This is a genomic window from Micromonospora sp. SCSIO 07396, assembly GCF_053667945.1.
The window spans coordinates 2,024,892-2,048,749 of record NZ_CM132210.1; the positions used below are offsets into that span (position 1 = coordinate 2,024,892).

Consider the following 23,858-nt stretch of genomic DNA (forward strand, 5'->3'; position numbering starts at 1 on the left):
AAGCCCGTGTCCCCGGGACGTCCACCGCGAACTGACACGACCAGAGGAGCCACACCATGAGCACCCGTGTCGGCACGGCGTCTGAAGGGCCCACGCTCGCGGGCGTGGCCTCTCCTCCTCCCGTCGGGTCGTCAGGGCCGGCCGGCCCGCCCGACCACGCGGCTGGCCCGGGCCCGCCCGCCGGGAGGTTGATCGGCCCCACCCCGCAGGCCCGCACCGGAGCGACGCCCCGGTGACCGCGGAGCAGCCACTACGGCCGTGGGGACGCGGGGTGGCGCGACCGCCGGCCGGGGGCACCGGAATTCCTCCTGGGTGGGGTCGGCGTCACAGGTGCCGTGACCGCCGACCCCACGCGCGGCACCGGTCTGGTCGTGGACCGACGACCGGTCGACCGCCGCAGCGGACGGGCGAGCAGCAGCCCCACCGTGAGGACGGCCGCCGCCACCGGCAGCCCCCAGGGCCGCCGGGCCGCCGCCACGGTGAACGCGAGCGGCCGGCCGGGCACCGCGATCCGACCGTCCACCTCGTACCGGCCGAACGGGGCCGCGTCGGTGGGTACCGCGAGGTGGTAGTCCCGGGTCTGCCCGGCGGCGATGGTGCCCAGCGTCGGGGTGGCCACGATGGTCCGGGCCCGGCCGGGCGGCCCGACGGTGAGCTGCACCGGCGGATCGGTGACGTCCTGCGGGCCGGGGTTGTGCAGGGTGATCCGTACCGCGAGTTCACCCGGCAGACCGAACCAGCCGCGCGGCCCGGAGCGGTCGTCGGCGTGCACCTCCACCAGGGTCAACCCGGCCGGGACGGCCGGCGCGACGGCCGGCGCGGTCACCCCGGCCAACGTCAGGTCGGCGACGGCGGTGGCCGTGCCCGTCGGTGTCCGGACCCGCAGCACGCACGGGCAGGCCACCGGCGGGGCGGCCACCAGCACCGGCAGGGTGGCCCGGCCGGACGGCGGCACCTGGCCGTGGGTGGCGGCCCCGGTCGCGCAGTCGAGCACGCCGCGCCGGGCGGCGTTGCCGCACACCTCGATCTGGACGGTGCCGGCGGGCCAGCCGTCGAGGCCGACCAGCACCCGCTGGCCGACCCGCAGCGTCCCTGCCGGCACGGTGACGCCGGGACCACCACCCGCCGGGGCACCGGCCGCGACGCTCGCCCCCGGGGCCGGAGCCAGCGCGGCGGCTACCGCCAGCAGGGCGACGGCACGCAGCGGCCCGGTCACCGGGCGGGCGGGGCGTCGGGACGCGGGTCGACACCCGGAGCCGCCCCGGTGGCGGTAACCGGAGCCGGCCCGTCGGCGGCAGCGCCGGTCGCGGAGGTTGCGGCCGGTCGCGGGGTGTCGGCAGGGTCCGGGGTGGACGGTCGACCGGCGGCGGCAGCGGCCCGGCGTCGCCACCACCGTAGCCCGGCCCAGCCGGCCGCCCCGGCGAGCAGGGCCAGCAGCAGCCACGGCGGGGCCCACACCCCGGCGGTCCGGACCACCGGCGGCAGCGCGGTGTCCGTGGTGGTCGCCGCGATGTCGACCTCGGCGTTCAGCCGCAGCAGCGGAGGTACGCCGGTGATCCGCTCGGTGACCGTGAAGGTGGCCCCGGGCAGCAGTTCCGGCAGGTCGGTGGGGGAGGTGCGGGCCTGTTCCCGGCCGAAGGGCGCGCGCACGGTCACCGTGCCGCTGCCGCCGACCCGCACGTTGCCGTCGTTGCGCAGCCGGTAGCGGACCACCAGGTCGCCGCCGCCGAACGGGTTGACCGGGTTGTCGTAGGAGACGTCGACCGCCTCCACCGTGACGGCGGGCCGGACCGGGCCGGTGACCCGCAGGTAGACCCGGGCGGCGAGCCGCTGGTCGACCAGGACGCGCTGCCCGTCGGCGGTGGTCCGGATCCGGGCGACCGCACCGATCACCCCGCCGGTGTGGTCGCCCGGGGTGGCGTTGGCCGGCACGGTGAGCCGGAACGGGATGTCGACCCGCTTGCCCGCCGGAATCGTCCATTCGCGCCGTTCGACCCTGATCCAGGAGCCCACGTCGGTGGCCGGCCGGTCCGCCGGCAGCAGGGCGAACGCGCCGTCGGTGGAGGTGTAGGCGTCGGTGCCGTACACGTCGAAGGTGACCGGGCGGTCGCCGAGGTTGGTGATGCCGACGTGGTCGGTCAGGGTGCTGCCCGGGGCCAGGTCGTAGATGAAGTAGTTGCGCCCGGTCGGGCCCTTAGCACTGGACGGTTGGACGGCCCAGCGCGCCGCTCCGGTCTGGCCGGCGGCGGCCGTCGGGCCGGGCGACGGGGCGGGCGCGGCGGGGGCCGGTGCTGGCGGGGCCATGGCCACGAGCAGCGTGACGGCGAGCACGGCGCTCGCCCGGGACAGGATGGTACGCAGGGACATGCCGGGCTCCGGGAACGTGATCGGGCCCGGTGGGGCGGGTGGCGAGCCCGCCCCACCGGGGTGGTGCCGAATCAGGAGAGGGTGAGGGTGAGCACCGCGCTGTAGTCGCCCGCCAGGGCGGACGCCGGAACCCCGAGTTGGAGCTCGGCGCCACAGGTGAAGGTGCCGTTGCTCGCGCCGGTCGCCGAGGTGCACAGCGCCCGAGCGGTGCCGAGACCGGCGCCGGGCGTGGCGGGCGCGCCCGGGGTGACCACGCCGGGGGTGCCGGCGAGGCCGTCGGTGCCGACGGTGGCGCTCGGCGTCCACCCGAGGTTGTCCGCGGCGATGGTGCCGCCGGTGGTCGAGGCGAAGTCGGAGACCTGCCCGACCAGGCTCCAGCCGGCGTTGGTGCCGCGCAGGTCGGCCACCGTGGCGGCGTTGAGCGCCCCGGTGGTGACCTGCCCGTTGCTGACCGCCGGCAGGGCGACCGTGGCGCCGGCCACGCCGAGGGTCAGCGCGCCACCGGTGACGGTGGCGGTGATCTGCTGGTCGGCGTCGCCGCCGCCGGCCGGCGTACGGGTGAAGGTCACCGGGGTGAAGGTGTCCTGGCTGCGGTCGGCCGAGCCCCGGGCGGCAAAGGTGATCACGTAGCACTGCACGGCCGTGCAGTCGACCCGGGTGCCGGTGCGGTCGGTGTAGACCGCGCTGATCGGCAGCGTGGTACGGAACGTGCCGTCGGCGTTGAGCCGGTCGCGGGCCTCCGTCGGCTCGTTCGTCTTGTTGACCCACTTGGTGACCTGCAGGACACCGGCATTGGTCCAGTGCTCGTCGACCTTCGGGCCGAACGAGACGTAGATCCCCGCCGCCCCGTTGGCCTCCGGGTCGAAGCCGCTGCCGGTGACCGTGATCGTCGCCCCGGCCGGGTCGAGCCCGGTGGCGGGGGTGACGCCGACGGCCGGTCCGGCCGGTTCGCCGCCGCCACCGGTGGAGAAGCTGAACGACAGCGGGTCGAGCGCGGTGCCGGCGGTGTAGAAGCCGTTGAACGCCGAGGCGCCCTCGGCGGTCAGCGTCGCCGCCAGGTCGGTCGCGGTCACCGTGCCGCCGCTGCCACCGGGGTTGTCGTCGCTTGCGGTGATGGTGGCGATGGTGGCCTGGCGGACCGAGACCGGCTCGGCTGCCGTGGTGGTGAGGTCGACGTCCGCCTTGACCGCGGCGGTGCCGCCGGTCACGACGATCGTCGGGTTGGCCAACGCGATGGTGAAGAAGTGCGCCGGGTACGAGAAGACGATCTTCCCGCCGTATGCGGCGTCGATGGCGTCGGTGTCGGCGTCGTACGTGCCGCCCTTGGCGGGGAAGGTGAAGGTGCCGTCGCTGTTGATGCGGGCACCGTCGCTGGCGGCGATCGGCGGGTTGCCGTTGCCGGTGTTCACGTAGGCGCGGAAGGACGCCTTGAAACCCCAGGTCAGGCTGCCGGAGCTGAGCTCCGTCCCGGCGGCCTGGGCGGGGCTGACCCCGACGAGGACGGTCGACGCGCCGAGCAGGGCGACCGCCGCCCAGCGCAACGACCGCCACCGACCGGCATTGGTTCTGGATCTGACCATGGTGCTCCCTCTGTGATGCCCAATACGGACAGTGGTTGAGGTTAGGCAAACCTAACCAACGAGGCACCCGGCGAGCAGCCGAAGATCTTGGGCCGAAGAACCCCTTGTGAACAGCGGATCAGTCGCTTAGGTTAGGCAAACCTTAACTACGGTCGGTGTGGCAGCCGGCCCGATCCGTCATGGGAGGAGCCTGATGCGGGCACTGCCTCGCGCCATCCTGGCCGCCGTAGCGGTCACTGTCAGTATCGGTGCGGCGTCGACACCGGCCCACGCCGGCACCGGCCGGGGCCCCGCCGGGCAGACCCTCACCGCCACCCCCAGCAGCGGGGTGTCTCGCACCGGGGCGACGGTGACCGTCAGCGGCAGCGGATACGACGTCACCAAGGGCATCTACGTCGCCTTCTGCGTGGACAACGGCGTCGGCGTCGCCCCCACCCCGTGCGGCGGCGGTGTCGACACCACCGGCAGCAGCGGCGCGTCGCACTGGATCTCGTCCAACCCACCCTCCTACGGGGAGGGACTGGCCGTCCCGTACGGCCCGGGCGGGTCGTTCCGGGTGACCCTCACCGTGAGCCCCCGCATCGGTGACGTCGACTGCACCGTCAGTCGCTGTGTGGTCGCCTCCCGCGCCGACCACACCCGCACCGCCGACCGCTCCCAGGACGTCCGGGTGCCCGTCACCTTCGCCGCCGCCGCAGCGCCCGCACCGACCCGTACCCCGGCCGCCGCCCCGGCGACCACCGGCGGTGCCGCCCGGACCACCCCACCGGCGGCGACCCCGGCCGGCGCGTCCACCGGTGGCGCACCGGCGTCGGCCGCCACCGCGGTCGCCCCCGCCGGCACCGGTGGAACGGTCGGTCCGGCGGGCCCGGCCGATGCCGGTGACCAGGCGCAGGTGACCCGGGTCAGCGCCGCCTCCGACACCGGCCGCTGGTGGCTCGTGGCGCTGGTCGTACCCCTGCTCGTCATGGCCCTGCTCGCCGGCCTGCGCCGGCGTCGCCGACGCCGGGCCGCATCGTGACCCGGCGCGCGCTGCCGCTCGTCCTGGTGCTGCTCGCCGGGGCGCTGGTCGGCTGCACCGACCCGGCCGCCGAGGCCCGACCGGGCACACCGACCTCCTGTGGCCCGGTCACCGCCGCCGTGGGCGACACCGACGTCACCCCGCTGACCCCGCCGCCGGCCCCGGCCCTGCCGGCCACCGTCACCTCCACCGACGGCGTCGTCACCACGGTCACCGACGCCACCCGCATCCTGCCGGTCAACCTCTACGGGTCGATCGCCGAGATCGTGTTCAGCCTCGGCCTGGGCGGCAACGTCGTCGGCCGGGACACCTCCACCACCTTCCCGGCCGCCGCGCACCTGCCGGTGGTCACCCCGGCCGGGCACGACCTGTCCGCCGAGGCGGTGCTCGCGCTGGCCCCCACGGTGATCCTCGCCGACGACAGCATCGGTCCACCCGAGACGCTGCGGCAACTGCGCGCCGCCGGCATCCCGGTGGTCCTCGTCGCCGCCGAACAGCGCCTCGACGCCGTCCCCGGGCACGTACGGGCCATCGCGGCGGCGCTCGGTGTCGGCGCGGCCGGCGACCGGCTGGTCACCCGGATCGAGGCCGACATCGCCGCCGCCCGCGCCGGCGCGGGCGGCGGCACCGCCCCCCGGGTCGCCTTCCTCTACCTGCGCGGCACCGCCGGGGTCTACCTGATCGGCGGGCGGGGCGCCGGCAGCGACGCGATGATCGAGGCCGCCGGGGGAGTGGACGCCGGCAGCGCGATCGGCCTGGCGAAGTTCCGCCCGCTGACCAGCGAGGGCCTGATCAACGCCGCCCCGGACGTGATCCTGGTGATGAGCGGTGGGTTGGAGTCCGTCGGCGGTGTCGAGGGCCTGCTCAGGCTCCCCGGGGTGGGGCAGACCCCGGCCGGCGTCGCCCGCCGCGTCGTCGACATGGACGACGGCGTCCTGCTCAGCTTCGGCACCCGATCCGGGCAGGTGGTCCGGGCGCTCGCCGACGCGCTGCACTGCCGGGGCCCACGATGACCGTCACCGGCACCCGACCGGCCACCGGGGACACCGGAACCGGCCGCCCTCGCCGCACGCTCCGACGGGGGCCGGTCCTGCTCACCGGGCTCAGCGTCGGGCTGCTGCTGGTCGCCCTGGTCGCCGCCGGCCGGGGACAGGTCGCCGTCGCCCCGACGGAGGTGCTCGGCTCGGTGCTGCACCGCCTCGGCCTGGACCTCGGCCCCCGGCCCGCCGCCGTACACGGCGAGAGCGCACTGTGGCTGGTCCGCTTCCCCCGGGTCGCGCTCGCCGCCGTCGTCGGCGCGGCGCTCGGCTGCGCCGGTGCGGTCATGCAGGGGGTGTTCGGCAACCCGCTGGCCGAACCGGGCGTCATCGGCGTCTCGGCCGGCGCGGCGGTCGGTGCGGCGCTGGCCATCGTCACCGGCGTCACCGTCCTCGGTGGCTGGACGGTGCCCGCCGCCGCATTCGCCGGTGGCCTCGCCACGACCTGGCTGGTCTACCTGCTGGCCCGCTCCGGCGGCCGGACCGAGGTGGTGACCCTGGTCCTCACCGGGGTCGCGGTCAACGCCGTCGCCGGGGCCGCCATCGGGCTGCTGATGTTCGTCGCCGACGAGTCGGGCGTGCAGGCCATCGCCTTCTGGAACCTGGGCAGCCTGGCCCAGGCCAACTGGTCGGCGGTCGTGCTGGCCGCGCCCTGCCTCGCGGTGGGGCTGCTCGCCACCCTCGCCGACGCCCGCCGGCTCGACCTGCTCGCCTTGGGCGAGCGGTCCGCCCGGCACCTCGGGGTCGACGTGGAACGGCTGCGGGTCCGGATGATCGTGGTCACCGCGCTGCTCGGCGCGGCGGCGGTGGCCTTCACCGGCATCATCAGCTTCGTCGGCCTGGTCGTGCCGCACCTGGTCCGGATGGTCGCCGGCCCCGGACACCGGCTGCTGCTGCCGGCCAGCGCGCTCGGCGGGGCGATCGTCGTCGTCGCCGCCGACCTCGCCGCCCGAACCCTCGTCGACTACCAGGAACTGCCGCTGGGAGTGCTCTCCGCGCTGGTCGGCGGCCCCGCCTTCTTCTGGCTGCTGCGCCGCACCCGGGACCGCGCCGGCGGTTGGGCGTGAGCGGCTCCGGCAACCCGACCCGCCCACCCGAGGGGAGACCGTGGTGAACGAACGTCGGCGACGGGGGCCGCTGCGGCTGCTCGGAGCCCGGCCGGCCCCCCGGGTGCCGACCGCTCCCGAGCCGGGCGGCACCCGGATCCGGGCCACCGGGGTCCGGGTCGAGCGCGCCGGCCGACCGGTCCTCGACCGGGTCGACCTCGCGGTCCGCGCCGGCGAACTGCACGCCCTGGTGGGGCCGAACGGCGCCGGCAAGTCCACCCTGCTGGCCGCCGTCAGCGGTGACCTGCCGCTCGCCGCCGGAACCGTCGAGGTCGACGGCCGGCCGCTGGCCGAGTGGTCGGCGGTGGAGCTGGCGATGCGCCGGGCGGTGCTGACCCAGCACAGTGTCCTGAGCTTCCCGTTCGGGGTGGTCGAGGTGGTCCGGATGGGTCGTTCTCCCTGGGCCGGTCGCCCGGAGGAGGCCCACGACGATGCGGTGGTCGCCGAGACCATGCGACGCTGTGACGTGATCCGGTTCGCCGCCCGTCCCTTCCCGTCGCTCTCCGGCGGCGAGCAGGCCCGGGTGGCGCTGGCCCGGGTGCTGGCCCAGCAGACCGGGGTACTGCTGCTCGACGAACCGACCGCCGCCCTCGACCTGCACCACCAGGAGTTGGTCATGCGTATCGCCCGGGAGCGGGCCGAGGCCGGCGACGCCGTCGTGGTGGTGCTGCACGACCTCGCCCTGGCCGGGGCGTACGCCGACCGGGTCACCCTGCTCGCCGACGGGCGGGTCCGGGCCGCCGGCCCTCCCGACACGGTGCTGACCGCGCCCCTGCTCAGCGAGGTCTACCGGCACGACATCGAGGTCGTGCCGCACCCCGACACCCGCCTGCCGCTGGTCGTGCCCCGCCGTCGGGGCCCGGCCCGCACCACCTGCGTCACGGAGGAATAGATGGACACCCCACCCCTGCCGTTCTCGGCCCGGCTGCGGGCCGCCACCGCGGGCGCGCACGCCGCCGCCGAGGGCCAGCGCTACGTCACCGCGCTGGTCGCCGGTGAGCTGGACCTCGCCGGTTACCTCGACCTGGTGGTCCAGCACCACGCCCTCTACCAGGCGTTGGAGTCGGCCGCGGAGGCGATGCGGGCAGACCCGGTCGCCGGGGGTTTCGTCGACGACGCGTTGACCCGGCTGCCCGCCCTGGAGGCGGACCTTACCGAGCTGGCCGGGCCGGACTGGGCGCTGCGCACCGCACCGCACCCGGCCACGGTGGCCTACGCCGAGCGCATCCGGGCGGTGGCCGGCACCTCCCCGGTCCACTTCGTCGCCCACCACTACACCCGCTATCTGGGCGACCTCTCCGGTGGCCTGTACATCGGCCGGGCGGTGGCCCGACGCTACGGGCTGACCGGGCAGGCGGGGACGGCCTTCTACACCTTCGCCCGGATCGACCGGCCGAAGGCGTACAAGGAGGCGTACCGGGCGCGGTTGGACGCACTGCGGCTGAGCCCGGCCGACGAGGCGGCGCTGCTCGACGAGGTGCTGCTGGCGTACCGGCACAACACGGCGGTGTTCGCGGCCCTGGCCCGGCACGTGCCGGACGGCCCGGAGATCACGGAGGCGGTGGCGTGACCGGGCAGCCGTTCGACGCGGACACGGTGGCGGCGGTCAGCCGGCACATGAACGACGATCACGCCGCCGACTCGCTGCTGATCTGCCGGACCCTCGGCGGCTGCCCGGACGCCACCCGGGCGCGGGTGACCGGGCTGGACGGCGACGGGATGGACTTCGCCGTCACCCTCGACGACATCGAGGTGCCGGTGCGGCTGCCGTTCGCCCACCGGCTCACCGAGCGGGCCGAGATCCGCCGCGAGGTGGTCCGGATGTACGAGCAGGCGTGCGCCGCGCTCGGCGTGCCACCGCGTCGCGCCGGCTGAACACCCGTCGCGGGGGCCGGCCCCCGACGGGTCGGCCCCACGGGCGGGCCGATCCGGTCAGGTCGCGCCCGGGCGGGGCGGCCCCCTCGCGACGGGCGCGCAGGATGGGGATCGGCGCGGGTGCCTGACGGCTCAGGGGCGGGTCAACTGCTCCGGCAGCGGCTTGCGGTGCAGGATCACCAGCTCCCCGACGGCCCGGGTGAGGGCGACGTAGAGCCGGTTCATGCCCCGGGGTTCGGCGGCGACGATGTCGGCGGGTTCGACGAGCACCACCCGGTCGTACTCCAGGCCCTTGACCTGGCTGACCGGGACCGCGTGCAGGGCCTCGGCCAGGTGGTCGGGGGCGATGACGGTCCCGGTCTCCCCGGCCACGGCCCCGGCCAGGTCGTCGACCCGACGGATCTCCAACCTGCCGCCGGGCCGGAACGACCGGGTCGGTGCGATGCCGGGCGGCAGGGCCCGGGCCGCGAAGTCGGCGATGACCTCGGGCACCCGGTAACCGGTGGGCAGGTCCAGCGTCCGGGCGGTCCGTTTGCCGAGCCGCCGCACCAGCTCCGGCCACGAGCCGGCAGCCAGCGGATGGGTCGCCTGGCCGAGGTCGCCCACGATGGTCATCGAGGCGTACTCGGCCCGGCGGGCGATCATCCGGCACTCCATCGGCGACAGGTCCTGCGCCTCGTCGAGGATGACGTGCTGGTAGGCGTCCTCGACGGGCTCCTCGGCCTCGGCCACCGGCAGCGGCTCGGCCAGCACCGGAACGTAGCCCTCCTCGCCGTACGGGTCGACGCCGTCGATCCAGCCGACCACCTGGTGACCCTCGCGGAGGATGATCGCGGCGGCCCAGCGCTGGGCACCCCAGTGGCCGCTGTCCAGCGACTGCCCGGACTGCGCCATGGGGGTGGCCAGGCCGGGGGCGAAGAGCTGCCACCCGTCGGTGAGGCTCGGGCTCAGCACGAAGGTCTCCGCCAGCCGGACGCCGTTGCCCAGTTCCCGGCGCTGCCACCCGGGTCGGACCTCGGCGACCTGTGGCGGCCGGCCCAGGATCGCGGCCAGCTCGTCGAGCAGCGGAACGTCGTCCACCGACCACTCGCCCCGCTGGGCGGGCAGGACGTCCTGCGGGGTCAGCGTCGGCCACCAGGCGGTCAGGAAGGCGTCGGGGACCTCCCGGCCGGGCAGCAGTTCCGCGAGCACCGTCGCGGCCTGCGGCCGGGCGGCGTTGGGGGTGATCCCGGCGGCCTCGCACCGGCGGCGGACCTCCCGGCGGGCCCGCGTCAGGTCGTCGGCGTCGAGACCCCACAGCCGGTCCGGCACGTTCGGCGGGGTGTCCCAGGCCAGGTCGGTCAGCACCCGCACCATCCGCAGGTCACCCTTCCTGCGGGCCACCTCGGCGCGGTCGCGTCGGGTGGCCACGACACCGTCGAACAGTTCACCGATGGCGCGCAGGTGCACGCTGTCCTCGCCGAGGCCGGGCAGCACCCGGCCGATGTACTCGGTGAACACGGCCGACGGGCCGACCACCAGCACCCGGCCGCCGGCGAACCGGCCCCGGTCACGGTAGAGCAGGTAGGCCGCCCGGTGCAGGGCCACCTGCGTCTTGCCGGTCCCCGGCCCACCGGTGATCAGGGTGACCCCGTGGGTCGGCGCGCGGATCGCCTCGTCCTGCTCGCGTTGGATCGTCGAGACGATGTCGCGCATGTGTGCGCCGCGTTCCCGGGTCAGCGACGCGAGCAGGGCGCCCTCGCCGACCACCCCGTCGACGGGCGCGGCCGACAGCACCTCGTCGTCGAGGCCGACCACGGTACGTCCGGCGCAGGTGATGACGCGGCGACGGGTAACCCCGAGCGGTTCGCCGGGGGTGGCCCGGTAGAACGGTGCTGCGGCGGGGGCCCGCCAGTCCACCACCAGCGGCTCCCGGTCGGCGTCGCGGACCCCCAACCGACCGATGCGGTACGTTTCGTCGTCGTAGTCGAGGCGGCCGAAGACGATGCCCTCCTCCTGGCCGTCGAGGTCGGACATCCGGGCGGCGGCGCCCAGCACCATGGCGTCCCGCTCGACCAGCCCGGTGACCGGCCCGCCGCCGGCCCGCCGACGCCCCTCCTCGCCGAGTTGTTGGGCCTGCGCCCGCATGACCTCCAGCCGGGCGTACACGTGGTCGACCACCTGCTGTTCGATGGCGATCTGCCGGGTCGTCTCGGACACGGGCCCCCCGTTCTTCCCGCCGGGCCCCGCGGCCCGGACCGGTCGAGACTAGGCGCGGTACGGGGTGGCGAAAATCGTCATCCGGGACGATCCGGACGGCTTGCCCGGCCCATATGATGAAGGTGACGCACCCGGGAGGACGACGTCATCCAGTGCCGGTCGGGTCGGCACTCCGGCCGGACGGTCCTCCTCCCGGCCGGATTCCGTCCCCTACGCTCGCTCTCGCGCCGGACCTGGTGGCCGGGGAGCACACCTTGACCCGACGCGGGACGGCGTGCCGCCGCCCACCGTGGTCGCCGGCGGTCACGGGTACCGGGCGGGAGGCTGGGCATGGTGGTCACGGGTGGTCCGCAGGGCGGCGTGGCGGTGCCGGCGGGCACCCGCCGCAGCGGGGTAGCGGCCACCGTCGGCGCGGTGGTGGCGGTGCTGCTCCTGGTCGTGCTCGCCCTGGCGGTGGCGTTGGTCGGGATGTTCCTGCCGATGGCGGCCGACGGCTGCGGCACCGAGGGCACCGAGGGTCTGCTGATCTGCGGGCCCGCCGGTCAACTCGTGGTGCTGGTCGCTCCCACCGGGGGCGCCCTGCTCGGGGTGCTGCTCGCCCTGGTCGGTTTCCTGCCGATGCCGTTGCGGCACCGGCGGGCCCTGTTCATCGGCGTCGGCTACCTGGTGGTGCTCGGCGGGCTGGGGGTGGCCTTCCTGGTGGCGTTCAGCGGGTGGTGACGGGTCACCGGGTCTTCTTCGTGGCCCGTTTGCGGGGCGGGGTCAGCAGGTCGGCGATCGCGGCGATGGTGGACGGCACCGTGCGGTAGTACGCCCAGACTCCCCGCTTCTCGCGTTCGATCAGCCCGGCCTCGGTGAGGATCCGCAGGTGGTGGCTCACCGTCGGCTGGGACAGCCCGAGCGGCGCGGTGAGGTCGGTGACGGACGCCTCGCCCTGCGGGGCGGACTGGATGAGACTGAGCAGTCGTAGGCGGGCAGGGTCGGCGAATGCCTTCAGCACTCCCGCGAGCCGTTCCGCATCGGCACGTTTGATCGGCTCACCGGTCAACGGTGAGACGGCAGGTGTATTCGTTTTCGCAGCTCCCACGTCCGCCATCATGGCAGCCGGAGTCAGGTCGGACCGGGGGATCGCCGATCGGCCGTGACGAATTTGGCGGATCGGGTGACAGCGGGCGGCGCGTCGGCCGACCCGCCGTGGCGGTGGGACGGCCGTCGGCGGGGCCGGTGGGCAGGATGCGCTCCCGCCCACCGGCCCCGCCGTTCGCCGTCGGGCCGGTGACCGGTCCGGGTCAGCGGGCGGTGCAGCTGGGGGTGAGCCCGGACCCGCTGCCGTTGCCCTGGAAACCGAACTCGGTGACCTGGCCGGGGGCGAGCTGACCGTTGTAGCTGACGTTGGTGAAGCGGACCGTCCCGGTGCTGCCGCTGGCGGTGGCGTTCCAGGTGTTGGTGACGCTCGCGCCGCCGGCCAGGGTGGTGCTGACCGTCCAGCCGGTGGTCCCGGCGGACCCGGCGGTCACCCGCAGGGAGGCGGTGAAGCCGCCGTTCCACTGGTTGACCGTCACGGTCGCGGTGCAGCCGCCACCGCCGGGCGGCGGCGTGGTCGGGGTCGCCGGGGGCGTGGTGGGCGTCGCCGGCGGGGTGGTGACCGGTGGCGGGGTGGTGGGGGGCGTGGTCCCGTCGAACTGGGTGAAGAAGCTCCACACCACCGGCCGGGTCCAGGACTTCTCGCCGGGCGCGTAGGGGTCGGCGGTGCCGTCCACGGCGTTGGGGGCGTGCCCGCCGTCGAACGGGGCCCAGGCGACCGGGTAGCCCGCCCGGCAGCCGGAGTAGTAGGTGACGGTGTGCGTCAGGCTGCCCTGCGCCGGCTCCGGGGGGTTCTGCGGGGTGCAGCCGTTGTTGCGGACGAACCGGTCGCGCAGCGACCGCCCGGTCGAGATGGGCAGCACGGTGTCCCGCAGGCCGTGGATGCCGATGTAGGCGATCGGCTGGGTGCCGCCGTTGCAGCCGCTGAGCTGCCCGCCGGAGTAGACGGCGACCGCGCGGAAGGCCGAGGCGCGGGCGCAGGCGATGGCGTAGCTCATCCCGCCGCCGTAGCTGAACCCCATGGCGAAGCGCTGGGTGGTCTCGACGCACAGGTCCGACTCGATCTGCCGCATCATGTCGTCGACGAAGGTCAGGTCCCGGTCGCCGGTGTTGGCCCAGCCGTTGCCGATGCCCTGTGGGGCGACGAAGATCGCGCTGTTGTTCGCCAGGGCGCGGATGCCGTAGTAGGACCAGGGATAGCCGCTCGTGCCGCCCGAGTCGACGTCGTTGGCGGTGCCGCCGTTCCAGTGGAACGCGAAGATCAACTTGTAGGGGCGGTTGCGGTCGTAGTTGTCGGGGATCCGCAGGATGAAGGTGCGGTTCTGGCCTCCGCTGGAGATCGTCCGGGTGCCGCTGGTCAGCGTCGGCGTCTTGCCGCACCCGGCGGTCGCCGCGAGCGGTCCGGCGTCCTTCGCCCAGGCGGCCGGCCCGGCCCCGGTGGTGATCGCGGCGCCGCCCAGCGCGAGGGCGAGCATCGCCGTCGCCGCGACGACGCCGGCCACGAGTCGGTGTCTCGACATCAGGGGAACTCCTTCGACAGCAGCGTGGTGGTGGGGTGTGACCGGACGCCCGACTCCGGCCGCGACCCGGTGATCCCGGCCGTGCCGGCGGTTGCCACCGGCCGGGGCAGTTGATCACATTCATCGATGATTACGAACGTAATCCGTATGACGTATGATGTCAACACATGGGCGGTCGCGGTGCGTCCCGGAGGGGGTCCGGGCGTGCCGGCCCGACCAGGGGAAACGCCGGGGTGCTCCACCGCAGGGGCCGGCGACGCGGAGCTGTCCGCGTCGCCGGCCCCTGCGCCGTTCGGTCCGCCAGGCGTCAGCCGTTCACCAGGTCAGCGGCAGGGTGTTGACGAACCGGGTGAGCGCGCCGGCGAGGAGCTGGTCGTCGCGGCGGGAGGGGTGCCAGTCGCAGCCGAGCTTGTCGAGCCCCAGCGCGTTGTCGTCGTAGTAGAGCGACCGGATCCGGGTGTCGCCCCGGCTGGCGCGGGTCTGCACGATCTGCTGCACGGAGCTGGCCAGCGCGGTGGTGGGGGAGAGGTCGGGGTAGGTCAGCACGATGAACGTGTCGGGGCCGTACCGGCTGCGCAGCTTGTCGAGGAAGGCCAGGTAGGCGCTGCGGAAGTCGGCCGCGAGCTGGTCGACGGTGGCCCAGCGTTCGCCGGGGTTGAGCGCGGTGGAGAAGTCGTTGATGCCCAACCCGACCACCACCAGTTGCGGCTTCCAGGTGGCCGGTTTCTGCCACACCGTGCTGTTCCACAGGGCCTGCAGGTCGGTCTCGTAGTAGGTGCGGAAGTTGTCGGTGCCGCCACCGTTGTAGTTGCGCACCATGCCGAGGCCGGACCAGGCGGTGAGCTGGTAGTCGGCATTCAGGCTCTGTGCGGTGAGCGCGCCGAAGGTGACGTCGGCGTTGGAGTTGCGGGTGACCCCACCGTTGCCGGAACAGTCGCGGGTGGTCGACATGTTGCCGTAGCCGGCGGTCCACGAGTCGCCGATGAACTCGATCTGCCGGCTGCGCGGGGCGGGCCGGGTCAGGATCGCCCCGCCGGCGGCGGGGACGAGCCCACCGAACTCGCCGACGGCCCACGGGCTCTCGGTGCGCTTGACCAGTCGTACGGTGTGCTCGCGGTCGGTCAGGTTGCGCACCCAGTAGGTGGTCCGGCCCGGGGTGACCAGGGTGGCGACGGTCGTCCCGTCGACCTGCACGAGGTAGTCGTTCTGGGAGTCGTCGAGGACGATCCCGACCCCGGTGCCCCGGAACCGGCCCTCGAAGTAGATGCCGGGCCAGGTGTACTGCGCGCTGCTGCCGACCGCTCTGACCCGCCCCACCGTCGTCGTCTGGTCCAGCGCCCCGGTCCCCGGCGGCGGTGTGGTGGGCGGTGGGGTGGTGGGCGGCGGCGTGGTGGGCGGTGGCGTGGTGGGCGGTGGCGTGGTCGGGGGTGCGGTGGTCGGCGGCGGCGTGGTGGTCGGTGGTGCGGTGGGCCCGGAGGTACGGCCGGTGCACGGCACCCCGTTGAGGGCGAAGTCGACGGGCGTCGGGTTCGCCACGTTGTTCCAGGACGCGCCGAAGCCGAACTGGGCGCTCGCCCCGGTGCCGAGGTTGCCGTTCCAGTCGACGTTGCCGACGGTGACCCGCCCGGCGGACTGGGTCGCCGTGCCGTTCCACCACTGGCTGATCACCTGCCCGGCGGTGAAGGTCCAGGTGAACCGCCAGCCGGTGAGCGGGTCGCCGAGGTTGGTGACGTCGACGTTCGCGCCGAATCCGCCAGGCCACTGGCTCGTCACCGTGTAGGTGACCCGGCAGCCGGCCGCCGCCTGGGCGGGGACGGTGCCGGCGAGCGCGGCGGTGACGACGACGGTGGTGGCAGCGCACAGTGACACCGCCAGTCTGAACCGGGAACGCGTGGGTCCCATGGATGATCCTCCCGCAGGGGGTGGGGCGGCGACGACTGTCGGCCGCGTCGACGGGGCGGCTCCGCCGGCGGGAGGGATGGTCCCGCTCCGGGCGCTGATGGCCGCGCGGTGCTGAGGTGGGGTGCGGTGGACGGCGACACGCCGTCGGCCGACCCACCCCGGTCGTGTCGTACGGTGTCCCTCGGCCCGCAGCCAGCCCGGCTCCGCTGCGGATTATCCCGTCCGAATTTGACCTTCGTCAATTGGTCGGGTCGGACCCGGGGCGCATGCCGGGGGAATTCAATGACAATGTTCTATATTGACGTCCGGCGTCCAAGGGCGCAGGATCGCGGCACCACCACCGTGATCCGCCCTGGGAGGCGTCATGCCCCGTTCCCGCCGGCCGCTGTTGCGGACCGCCACCCGGATGCTCGCACTCGCCGCCGCCACCGCCGGTGTGCTCAGCGTCGCCGCGCCCGCCAGCGCCGCCGTCCCCACCGGACGCTACGTCGCACTCGGTGACTCGTACACGTCCGGCCCGCTGATCCCCACCCAGGTCGACCTGAACTGCCTGCGCTCCAACCGCAACTACCCGTCCCTGGTCGCCGCGTCCGCCGGCTCGTCCCCGTTGGTCGACGTGAGCTGCTCCGGGGCCACCACCGACGACATCCGCTACGGCGGCAACGGCTCGCTGGGCCGCCCGCTGCCCCCGCAACTCGACGCGGTCACCGCGGACACCGCCCTGGTGACGGTGCAGATCGGCGGCAACGACATCGGCTTCTCCAGCATCATCAGCGACTGCGCGCAGGCGAGCTTCAGCAGCCCGTTCGGCTCGCCGTGCAAGGACCTCTACACCGCCGGCGGCACCGACCAGTTGCAGGCCCGGATCACCGCCACCGCACCGAAGGTCGCCGCCGTGCTCCAGGGGGTCCGCCAGGCCGCGCCCGGCGCGCGGATCGTGGTGCTCGGCTATCCGGCGATCGTGCCGGACAGCGGATACGGCTGCTGGCCGCTGGTCCCGATCGCCTACCAGGACGTGCCCTACCTGCGGGGGGTCGCCAAGTCGCTCAACGCGATGCTGGCCGACGCCGCCGCGACGAACGACGCGGTCTACGCGGACGTCTACACCCCGTCGATCGGGCGGGACACCTGCAAGAGCAGCGGCACCCGGTGGGTGGAGGGCCTGGTGCCGGAGAACGCGGCGGCACCCTTCCACCCCAACGCCCGGGGCGAGCAGGGCATGGCCACCGCCGTGCTGGCCACGCTGGACAACTGACCCGACCTGCCGTGGCGGGGGACCCCCGGTCATGTCGCGTCCCGGTGCCGGGCCGATGTCATGACCGGGGGTCCCGTCGTTTCCGTGGGCCCGCTCAGGCCACCGTGCAGGTCTGGCCGTTGAGGGTGAACGCGGTCGGCTTGGCGTTGCTGCCGGACCAGCTGGAGAGGAACCCGAAGCCCACGCTTGCGCCGGGGCTGAGCAGGCCGTTCCAGCCGGCGCTGCTGGCGGTGACCTGCGCCCCGCTCTGGGTGTAGGTGACGCCCCACGACTGGCTGAGCTGCTGGCCGTTGGCGAACGACCAGCGCAGGCTCCAGCCGTTGACCGCCGTGGTGCCGGTGTTGCGGATCGTCACCTCGGCCTGGAACCCGTCCGGCCACTGGCTGGTGATCGCGTAGCTGACCTGGCAGGAGATGGTCGCCGGGGGCGGGGTGGTCGGAGCCGGCGTGGTGGGGGCCGGCGTGGTGGGGGCCGGCGTGGTGGGGGCCGGGGTGGTGGGGGTGATGGTCGGGGTGGGGGTGCTGGTCGTGCCGCTGACCCGGTAGACGACCGTCCCGTGACCCGGCACGCTGGCCGAGATGGCCCCGGTGGTGGTGCTGGTCGTGTTGGTCCACGCGTCCCGCAGGGTGAACGAGCTGCCCGACAACCCGATGGCGGCGGCGGTGGTGGTGATGGTGGTGGTTGAGGTGCCTTGGTTGAACAGGGCGACGGCGACGTCGCCGTTGGTGAGTCGTTTGGCGAGGATGCGGCGGGTGCCGTCGAAGGAGACCTGGCTGGCTTGGAGGGCGAGGGGGTCTTGGCTGATGGTGATGAGGTTGGTGTTTTTGAGGATGGTTTGGGTGGCGGTGTTCATGTTTCGGAGGTCGTTGCCGGCGATGAGGGGTGAGGCGAGGATGGTCCAGAGGGCGAAGTGGGAGCGCATTTCGGTGTCGGTCATGCCGCCGCGGCCGACTTCCATCATGTCCATGTCGTTGAAGGCGCCGGGTTTGGCGCGGGCGGCGAGGGGGATGGTGACGTCGAGGATGTTTTGGATGCCCATGGGGTAGCCGTTGGTTTGGCCGCTGTTCCAGGTGTTGGTGATGTCTTCGGTGGTGCGCCACATGTTGGAGACGTCGCCCCAGTCGCGTTGGGGTCCGGTTTTGGAGTGGATGCTGTTGCTGTTGATGCTGAGCACGATGGGTCGGCCGGTGGCGGCGAGGCCGTCGCGCATTTTGGCGAAGGCGCGGGTTTGGTCGTCGATGGTGCCGGTGGGTGAGCACCAGTCGTATTTGAGGTAGTCGACGCCCCATGCGGCGAATTGGCGGGCGTCTTGGGCTTCGCGTCCTTGGCTGCCGGTGGCGCCGGGGTAGGAGTTGAAGTATTGGGCGCAGGTTTTGTCGAGGGGTGCTTGGTAGAGGCCGAATTTGAGGCCGCGGGCGTGGATGTAGTCGCCGAGGGCTTTCATGCCGGAGGGGAAGCGGGTGGGGTCGCCTTGGAGGTTGCCGGCGGAGTCGCGGTTGGGGTTCATCCAGCAGTCGTCGACGACGACGTATTGGTAGCCGGCGTCTTTCATGCCGGTGTTGACCATGGCGTCGGTCATCTGCCGGATCAGGGTTTCGTTGATGTTGCAGCCGAACGTGTTCCAGCTGTTCCAGCCCATCGGCGGCGTCCGCGCCACCCCATTGTCGAGGGCCAGTGCCGGGGAGGTCCGCAGCGCCACCGCCGGGCCCGCCACCAGCAGCAGCCCCGCCGCCACGGCGGTCAGGAGCCGACGGCTACGGGTAGATGGTCTTCTCATGGTCTTCCGTCCGTTTCACTCGGGGATCGTGGGTGCCGGTCAGCTCGTGGTGCAGGTGAGGTTCGTCGGCGCGTTGTTGGTGCCGTTCACCGTGCCGATGAAGCCGAACGTGGTGGAGGCACCGGCGGCCAACGTCCCGTTGTAGTCGACGTTGCGGACCGTCACGTTCGCGCCGCTCTGGGTGTGTGACCCGCCCCAGATCTGGCTGATGGTCTGCCCGTTGGGGAACGTCCAGGACACCGTCCAACCCCGGATCGCGGTCGCGCCGGCGGTCACCGTGACCTCCGCCTGGAAGCCACCCGACCACGAGCCCGTCACCGCGTACGTCGCCCGCGCCCCCGAGGGTGCGGGGGAGCTGGTGGTCGGCACCGGCGTCGTCGGGACCGGGGTCGTCGGCGTCGGGGTGGTCGGGGTCGGCGTGGGGGTGGCGGTGGGCGTGGCGGTCGGCGTCGGGGTCGGTGTCACGCCCGGCCGGGCCGCCCGGTAGGTGTGCCCGGCCTGGACGGCGAACTGGACGACGTCGGTCTCCGGACGGGTGGTGGCCGGCACGCTGCCGTCGGCGACATCGGTGATGGTGAAGCTGCCGGTGAACAATCGGGACCGCACCCGCAGCGTGCCGTCGCGGTCGGCGCGGATGCCGATCTCGTCGGGCTGCCCGCTGCTCCACGCCACCCCGACGGTGTAGCCGCCGCGCCCGCGCAGGCCCGCGACCTGCCCGGTGGGCCACGCGCTGGGCAGCGCGGGCAACACGTTCAGCTCACCGGTGTGGCTGTGCAGCAGCATCTCGGCGATGCCGGAGGTGGCACCGAAGTTGCCGTCGATCTGGAACGGCGGGTGCAGATCGAACATGTTCGGCGCGAGCCGGTCGGTGCGCACCAGGTCCTTGAACAGCTTGTGGGCGCGGGCCCCGTCCTCCAGCCGGGCCCAGAAATTGATCTTCCAGGCGAGCGACCAGCCGGTCCCGTCGTCGCCCCGCAGCTCCAGGGTCTTGCGGGCGGCCTCGTACAGCGCCGGGGTGCCCCGCTTGGTGATCTGGTTGCTGGGGTGCAGGCCGTACAGGTGGGAGACGTGCCGGTGGTTCCGCTCGGTCTCCACCCAGTCGGCGAGCCACTCCTGCACGTTGCCCCGCGAGCCGACCCGGGTCGGGGGGAGCCGGTCCTTGGCGGTACGCACCTGCGACCGGAACGTGCTGTCCACATTCAGGATCTCGCTGGCACGGGCGGCGGCGTCGAACAGGTCCCGCAGGATCTGGTTGTCCATCGTGGGGCCGGCGCAGACGCTGGCGTTCGAGTGGTGCGGCAGCTCCGGGGAGTTCGACGGGTTCGTCACCAGGTAGCCCAGTGACGGATGGGCGACGAGCGTGTCGAGGAAGAACTGGGCGGCACCCTTGAGCGCCGGGTAGTTCGCCTGGAGGAAGCCCAGGTCGCCGGTGAACAGGTAGTGATCCCAGATCAACGTGCCCAGCCACGCTCCGCCGGTCTGCCACATGCCCCACAGCGCCCCGTCCACCACCGACGCGCCACGCCAGGCGTCGGTGTTGTGGTGGGTGACCCAGCCACCCGCGCCGTACTGCGCCTGGGCGACCCGGGCACCGGTCACCGTCAGGTCCTTGACCATGTCGAACACCGGCAGGAAACACTCGGACAGGTTGGTGGTGTCGGCCGGCCAGTAGTTCATCGGCAGGTTGGCGTTGATGGTGTATTTCGAGTCCCAGGACGGCGTCAGCGAGTCGTTCCAGATGCCCTGAAGGTTCGCCGGCTGGGTGCCGGGCCGCGAGGACGAGATCAGCAGGTACCTGCCGAACTGGAACAGCAGCGCGGCGAACTGCGGGTCGTTGCTGCTCGCGTGCTGCGCGATCCGCACGTCGGTGGGCTGGTCGGCCGCGGCCGTACGACCCAGGTTGATGTTCACCCGGTTGAACAGCGCCTGGTAGTCGGCCAGGTGCCGGCTGCGCAACTGCTCGATGGCCACACCCTTGGCGGCGTTGAGCCGGGTGCGGGCGATGCCCTGGTAGTCGCCGTTGACGGTGCGGTAGTTGACGTAGCTCGAGCCGATCGAGATCAGGATGGTGACGCTGGTGGCCCCGGAGACCCGCAGGGTGCCGCCGGAGCTGCTGACCGTGCCCCCGGTCGCGGCGGCGTTGGCCAGGGCCAGGAACCGCACCGAGCCGGTGACCCCCTCCTGGCTGCCGGAGATGCCGTCCAGCCCGATGGTGGCGGAGTCCGGGCTGGACACGGTGGTGCGCTGCGGACTGTCGAACGTGGCGGAGAACGTGATCGCGTTGGCCCGGTCGGCGGTCAACCGCACCACGATCACCTGGTCGGGTGCGCTGGCGAAGACCTCCCGCTGGTGCCGTACGCCATTGAGCACGTAGGTCGTGGTCACCGTGGCGGTGGTGAGGTCGAGGGTCCGGACGTACTGGCTGACCCCGCTGGCCGAGCCGAAGGCCAGCCGCAGGTTGCCCACCGTCTGGTACGCGAGCTGACCGCCCGGGTTGCCCATCATCGTCTGGTTGATCAGGTCCTGCGCCGAGGTCCACTGGTCGGCGAAGACCCGTCGTCGGATCTCGGCCAGGTTGGCCGCGCCCCGGGTGTTGGCCGAGTCGTACGGGCCGCCGGCCCAGACGGTGTCCTCGTTGAGCTGGAGGCGTTCGGTGTCGACGTTGCCGAACACCATCGCGCCGAGCCGGCCGTTACCGATCGGCAGCGCGCGCAACCAGTCGGTGCCGGCCCCTTCGTCGTACCACAGGGCCAGGTCGTTCGCGGCCAGCACCTGCGGTGGTGCGGCCGAACCGGCGCGGGCGGTGGCGGACCAGGCGACCGGGACCAGCGCGGCGCCGGCCCCCACCGCTCCGGCCTTGAGGACGTTCCTTCGGGTCACTTCAGACATGTTTTCTCCCAGGGGTGCGGATCAGAGCCGGGTACGGATGGGGGAGGGCGGCACTGGCGGCCGCCGCCGTGGACCCGGTGCCGGGGACACGGTCGACCGCCACCCGGCCCGGACCGGTGTTCCGGTCGGCCGCAGCGGAAACCCTGCTGTTATCGCTAACAGGCGCGGCCCGTCGCGCCCTGACGTCGGCATCCATGATTACCGTGACGGCGCGTCGAGCTCCCGGCGGCGCACCATCTCGCCACATATGGACTCTCGTGGATTCCTTGGGCTCCGTCAAGATATGACGGCCATGTTGCGCGAATGTTCCTGGCCCGGTCCGGAGGTCCGCGTCGTCGTCCGTCGGCTGCCCCGGGTGGTTGCCGGCCGGCGTCCGGAATGGTCCGACGGGCCGCCGTCCTAGTTCGGGCGTGCGGGCGGGATGCCAGCTCAGGACCGGTTCTCCGGCGGTGCCTGGCCACGGGGCGCAACGTCCGCGCGACCCTGGGCGGCGGTGCCGCCCTTGAATCGGCGGACGGCTTTCCGTAGCATCCGGGTTTGCGAAATGTTATCGCAAACATTTCTGGGCGCGGCAACCCGCCCCGGCGTCGTCCATCGTGCCTGTGCCTGTGCCGTCGAGGAGGTGCCGCGCGGTGTCCACCGGAGCGTCCTACCGCAACCCGGTCGTCCCCGGATTCCACCCCGACCCGAGCGTCTGCCGGGTCGGCGCGGACTACTACCTGGTCTGCTCCAGCTTCGAGTACTTCCCGGGCGTACCCCTGCTGCACAGCCGCGACCTGGTCAGCTGGCGGCAGATCGGCAACATCCTGGACCGGCCCGGCCAGCTGGCGCTGCCCGCCGACACCGAGGCGTCCCGGGGCATCTTCGCGCCCACCCTGCGCCACCACGACGGCCGGTTCTGGCTGGTCACCACCAACGTCAGCCTGGGCCGGCACCTCATCGTCACCGCGCCGGAACCCACCGGCCCCTGGTCCGACCCGGTCTACCTCGACCTGCCGCACGTCGACCCCTCGCTGGCCTGGGACGACGACGGCACCTGCTGGCTGACCACCTCCGGCGTGGACGCCTACCGGATCGACCCGGACGGCGGCCGGGTGCTGGAGGGGCCGATCCCGCTGTGGTCGGGCACCGGAGGCCAGTACCCGGAGGCCCCGCACCTCTACCGGATCGACGGCTGGTGGTACCTGCTGCTCTCCGAGGGCGGCACACACACCGGCCACGCCGTCTCGGTCGCCCGCTCCCGCAGCCCGCGTGGCCCGTTCACCCCCGCGCCGGCCAACCCGATCCTCACCCACCGGAGCACCGATCTTCCGGTGCAGGCCACCGGGCACGGCGACCTGGTCCAGGCGCTCGACGGCAGCTGGTGGCTGGTCCTGCTCGGCATCCGGGCCCGGGGCCAGTGGCCGCCCTACCACGTCCTCGGCCGGGAGACCTTCCTCGCGCCGGTGCGCTGGGTCGACGGCTGGCCGGTCGTCGACCCGGTCCGGGAGGTCACCCCCGCGCCTCCCGGCAGCCCCCCGGCCGGTGCCGACCCGGCCGGGCCGGACGCCTTCCACGACGACTTCGACGCGGCCGTCCTCGCGCCCGAGTGGATCTCGCCCCGCAGCCGCCCGGACGACTGCTGGTCGCTGACCGCCAGGCCGGGCTGGCTCACCCTGCACGCCGTGGGCGCGACCCTCGACCTCGCCGGTGCGACGATCGTGGCGCTGCGCCAGCGGTACCACGACAGCCGGACCAGCGTCCGGGTCGACCCGGGCACCAGTGTCGCCGGGCTCACCATCCGCATCGACGAGGCGCACCACTACGACCTGGAGGTTCGGGCCGGCACCGTCCGGGTGATCGGCCGGGCCGGGCCGTTCCGGCAGGTCTTCGCCACCCATGCCGTCCCGGACGGCCCGCTGGTGCTGACGGTCGCCACCCGTACCCACGACCTCTACCCGCCGACCGTGACCTCCGCCGCCGACCTGGCGGCCCGGACCGCGCCCCGGGGGGTACGCGCGGCGGGCTGCGACATGGTCACCTTCGAGGTGGCCGGCCCGGCCGGCCCCGTCGTACTGGCCGAACTCGACGGGCGCTACCTGTCCACCGAGGTCGCCGCCGGGTTCACCGGCCGGGTTATCGGCATGTACGTCACCGGGGGCAGCGCGGCGTTCGACTGGTTCAGCCACCGCCCGGCGGCACCGCCGCACTGAGCGGGAGCCGGTCCGGTCGGGGCCCTCGCCGGTGCGCCGGGCCGGGACGCCGGGA

General features: G+C 73.5%; 18 protein-coding genes. 9 read left to right on the forward strand and 9 right to left on the reverse strand.

Annotated elements, in window-relative coordinates; translation table 11 throughout:
- Window positions 1-250 precede the first annotated feature (250 nt).
- The 3 genes from ACWCHM_RS08655 to ACWCHM_RS08665 form a co-directional block, all read right to left on the reverse strand.
- Window positions 251-1,216, reverse strand: a complete 966-nt coding sequence (locus ACWCHM_RS08655) for a hypothetical protein (RefSeq protein ID WP_454222000.1) — start codon at window positions 1,214-1,216, stop codon at window positions 251-253.
- Window positions 1,213-2,367: a WxL protein peptidoglycan domain-containing protein gene (locus ACWCHM_RS08660; RefSeq protein ID WP_454222001.1), complete on the reverse strand. Its 1,155-nt coding sequence runs from the start codon at window positions 2,365-2,367 to the stop codon at window positions 1,213-1,215. The genes ACWCHM_RS08655 and ACWCHM_RS08660 overlap by 4 nt, the downstream gene beginning before the upstream one ends.
- A 71-nt stretch (window positions 2,368-2,438) precedes the next feature.
- Window positions 2,439-3,947 carry an HtaA domain-containing protein gene (locus ACWCHM_RS08665; protein WP_454222002.1) on the reverse strand — a complete coding sequence of 503 codons (1,509 nt, stop codon included), beginning with the start codon at window positions 3,945-3,947 and terminating at the stop codon, window positions 2,439-2,441.
- A 193-nt stretch (window positions 3,948-4,140) separates the two neighbouring features.
- On the opposite strand from ACWCHM_RS08665, the gene ACWCHM_RS08670 reads away from it, so the two are divergent.
- From ACWCHM_RS08670 to ACWCHM_RS08695, 6 genes are read left to right on the forward strand one after another with little or no spacing between them, the layout of a single operon-like run.
- Window positions 4,141-4,968, forward strand: coding sequence for a hypothetical protein (locus ACWCHM_RS08670; RefSeq protein ID WP_454222003.1), 828 nt, complete (start codon window positions 4,141-4,143; stop codon window positions 4,966-4,968).
- Window positions 4,965-5,981: a heme/hemin ABC transporter substrate-binding protein gene (locus tag ACWCHM_RS08675; RefSeq protein WP_454222004.1), complete on the forward strand. Its 1,017-nt coding sequence runs from the start codon at window positions 4,965-4,967 to the stop codon at window positions 5,979-5,981. Before ACWCHM_RS08670 ends, ACWCHM_RS08675 begins: the two co-directional genes overlap by 4 nt.
- The gene (locus ACWCHM_RS08680; protein WP_454222005.1) at window positions 5,978-7,072 is read left to right on the forward strand and encodes a FecCD family ABC transporter permease; all 1,095 of its coding nucleotides are present in this window, start codon (window positions 5,978-5,980) and stop codon (window positions 7,070-7,072) included. Before ACWCHM_RS08675 ends, ACWCHM_RS08680 begins: the two co-directional genes overlap by 4 nt.
- A 43-nt stretch (window positions 7,073-7,115) precedes the next feature.
- Entirely contained in the window at window positions 7,116-8,003 is an 888-nt protein-coding gene (locus ACWCHM_RS08685; RefSeq protein ID WP_454222006.1) for a heme ABC transporter ATP-binding protein, read from the forward strand.
- Window positions 8,004-8,681 (forward strand): biliverdin-producing heme oxygenase, encoded by a 678-nt coding sequence (locus ACWCHM_RS08690; RefSeq protein WP_454222007.1) that lies wholly within the window; start codon window positions 8,004-8,006, stop codon window positions 8,679-8,681.
- Window positions 8,678-8,986 carry a DUF2470 domain-containing protein gene (locus tag ACWCHM_RS08695; RefSeq protein ID WP_281896572.1) on the forward strand — a complete coding sequence of 103 codons (309 nt, stop codon included), beginning with the start codon at window positions 8,678-8,680 and terminating at the stop codon, window positions 8,984-8,986. Before ACWCHM_RS08690 ends, ACWCHM_RS08695 begins: the two co-directional genes overlap by 4 nt.
- Before the next feature lie 132 nt (window positions 8,987-9,118).
- Here the strand turns inward: ACWCHM_RS08695 and ACWCHM_RS08700 are convergent, their stop codons facing one another.
- Complete coding sequence (locus tag ACWCHM_RS08700) at window positions 9,119-11,185, reverse strand: HelD family protein (RefSeq protein WP_454222008.1); 2,067 nt, start codon at window positions 11,183-11,185, stop codon at window positions 9,119-9,121.
- Window positions 11,186-11,515: 330 nt separating this feature from the next.
- Between ACWCHM_RS08700 and ACWCHM_RS08705 the strand changes: the two genes are divergently transcribed.
- Entirely contained in the window at window positions 11,516-11,905 is a 390-nt protein-coding gene (locus ACWCHM_RS08705) for a hypothetical protein (RefSeq protein ID WP_281896576.1), read from the forward strand.
- 4 nt (window positions 11,906-11,909) lie between these two features.
- Here ACWCHM_RS08705 and ACWCHM_RS08710 read toward each other — a convergent pair whose 3' ends face one another.
- From ACWCHM_RS08710 to ACWCHM_RS08720, 3 genes are all read right to left on the reverse strand, one after another.
- The gene (locus ACWCHM_RS08710; protein WP_088647720.1) at window positions 11,910-12,281 is read right to left on the reverse strand and encodes an ArsR/SmtB family transcription factor; all 372 of its coding nucleotides are present in this window, start codon (window positions 12,279-12,281) and stop codon (window positions 11,910-11,912) included.
- 193 nt (window positions 12,282-12,474) lie between these two features.
- The gene (locus ACWCHM_RS08715) at window positions 12,475-13,788 is read right to left on the reverse strand and encodes a cellulose binding domain-containing protein (protein ID WP_454222009.1); all 1,314 of its coding nucleotides are present in this window, start codon (window positions 13,786-13,788) and stop codon (window positions 12,475-12,477) included.
- Between the two features lie 315 nt (window positions 13,789-14,103).
- On the reverse strand, window positions 14,104-15,690 hold the full coding sequence (locus ACWCHM_RS08720; RefSeq protein WP_454222010.1) for a cellulose binding domain-containing protein: 1,587 nt from the start codon (window positions 15,688-15,690) through the stop codon (window positions 14,104-14,106).
- 364 nt (window positions 15,691-16,054) lie between these two features.
- Here ACWCHM_RS08720 and ACWCHM_RS08725 point away from each other — a divergent pair, with 364 nt between their 5' ends.
- Window positions 16,055-16,945, forward strand: a complete 891-nt coding sequence (locus ACWCHM_RS08725; RefSeq protein WP_454222011.1) for an SGNH/GDSL hydrolase family protein — start codon at window positions 16,055-16,057, stop codon at window positions 16,943-16,945.
- A 94-nt stretch (window positions 16,946-17,039) separates the two neighbouring features.
- On the opposite strand, the gene ACWCHM_RS08730 is transcribed toward ACWCHM_RS08725, so the two are convergent.
- Both ACWCHM_RS08730 and ACWCHM_RS08735 read right to left on the reverse strand, forming a co-directional pair.
- On the reverse strand, window positions 17,040-18,722 hold the full coding sequence (locus tag ACWCHM_RS08730) for a cellulose binding domain-containing protein (RefSeq protein ID WP_454222012.1): 1,683 nt from the start codon (window positions 18,720-18,722) through the stop codon (window positions 17,040-17,042).
- 39 nt (window positions 18,723-18,761) lie between these two features.
- Window positions 18,762-21,611 carry a glycosyl hydrolase family 95 catalytic domain-containing protein gene (locus tag ACWCHM_RS08735; RefSeq protein ID WP_454222014.1) on the reverse strand — a complete coding sequence of 950 codons (2,850 nt, stop codon included), beginning with the start codon at window positions 21,609-21,611 and terminating at the stop codon, window positions 18,762-18,764.
- 632 nt (window positions 21,612-22,243) lie between these two features.
- Between ACWCHM_RS08735 and ACWCHM_RS08740 the strand changes: the two genes are divergently transcribed.
- Window positions 22,244-23,803, forward strand: a complete 1,560-nt coding sequence (locus ACWCHM_RS08740) for a glycoside hydrolase family 43 protein (protein WP_454222015.1) — start codon at window positions 22,244-22,246, stop codon at window positions 23,801-23,803.
- Window positions 23,804-23,858: the final 55 nt, after the last annotated feature.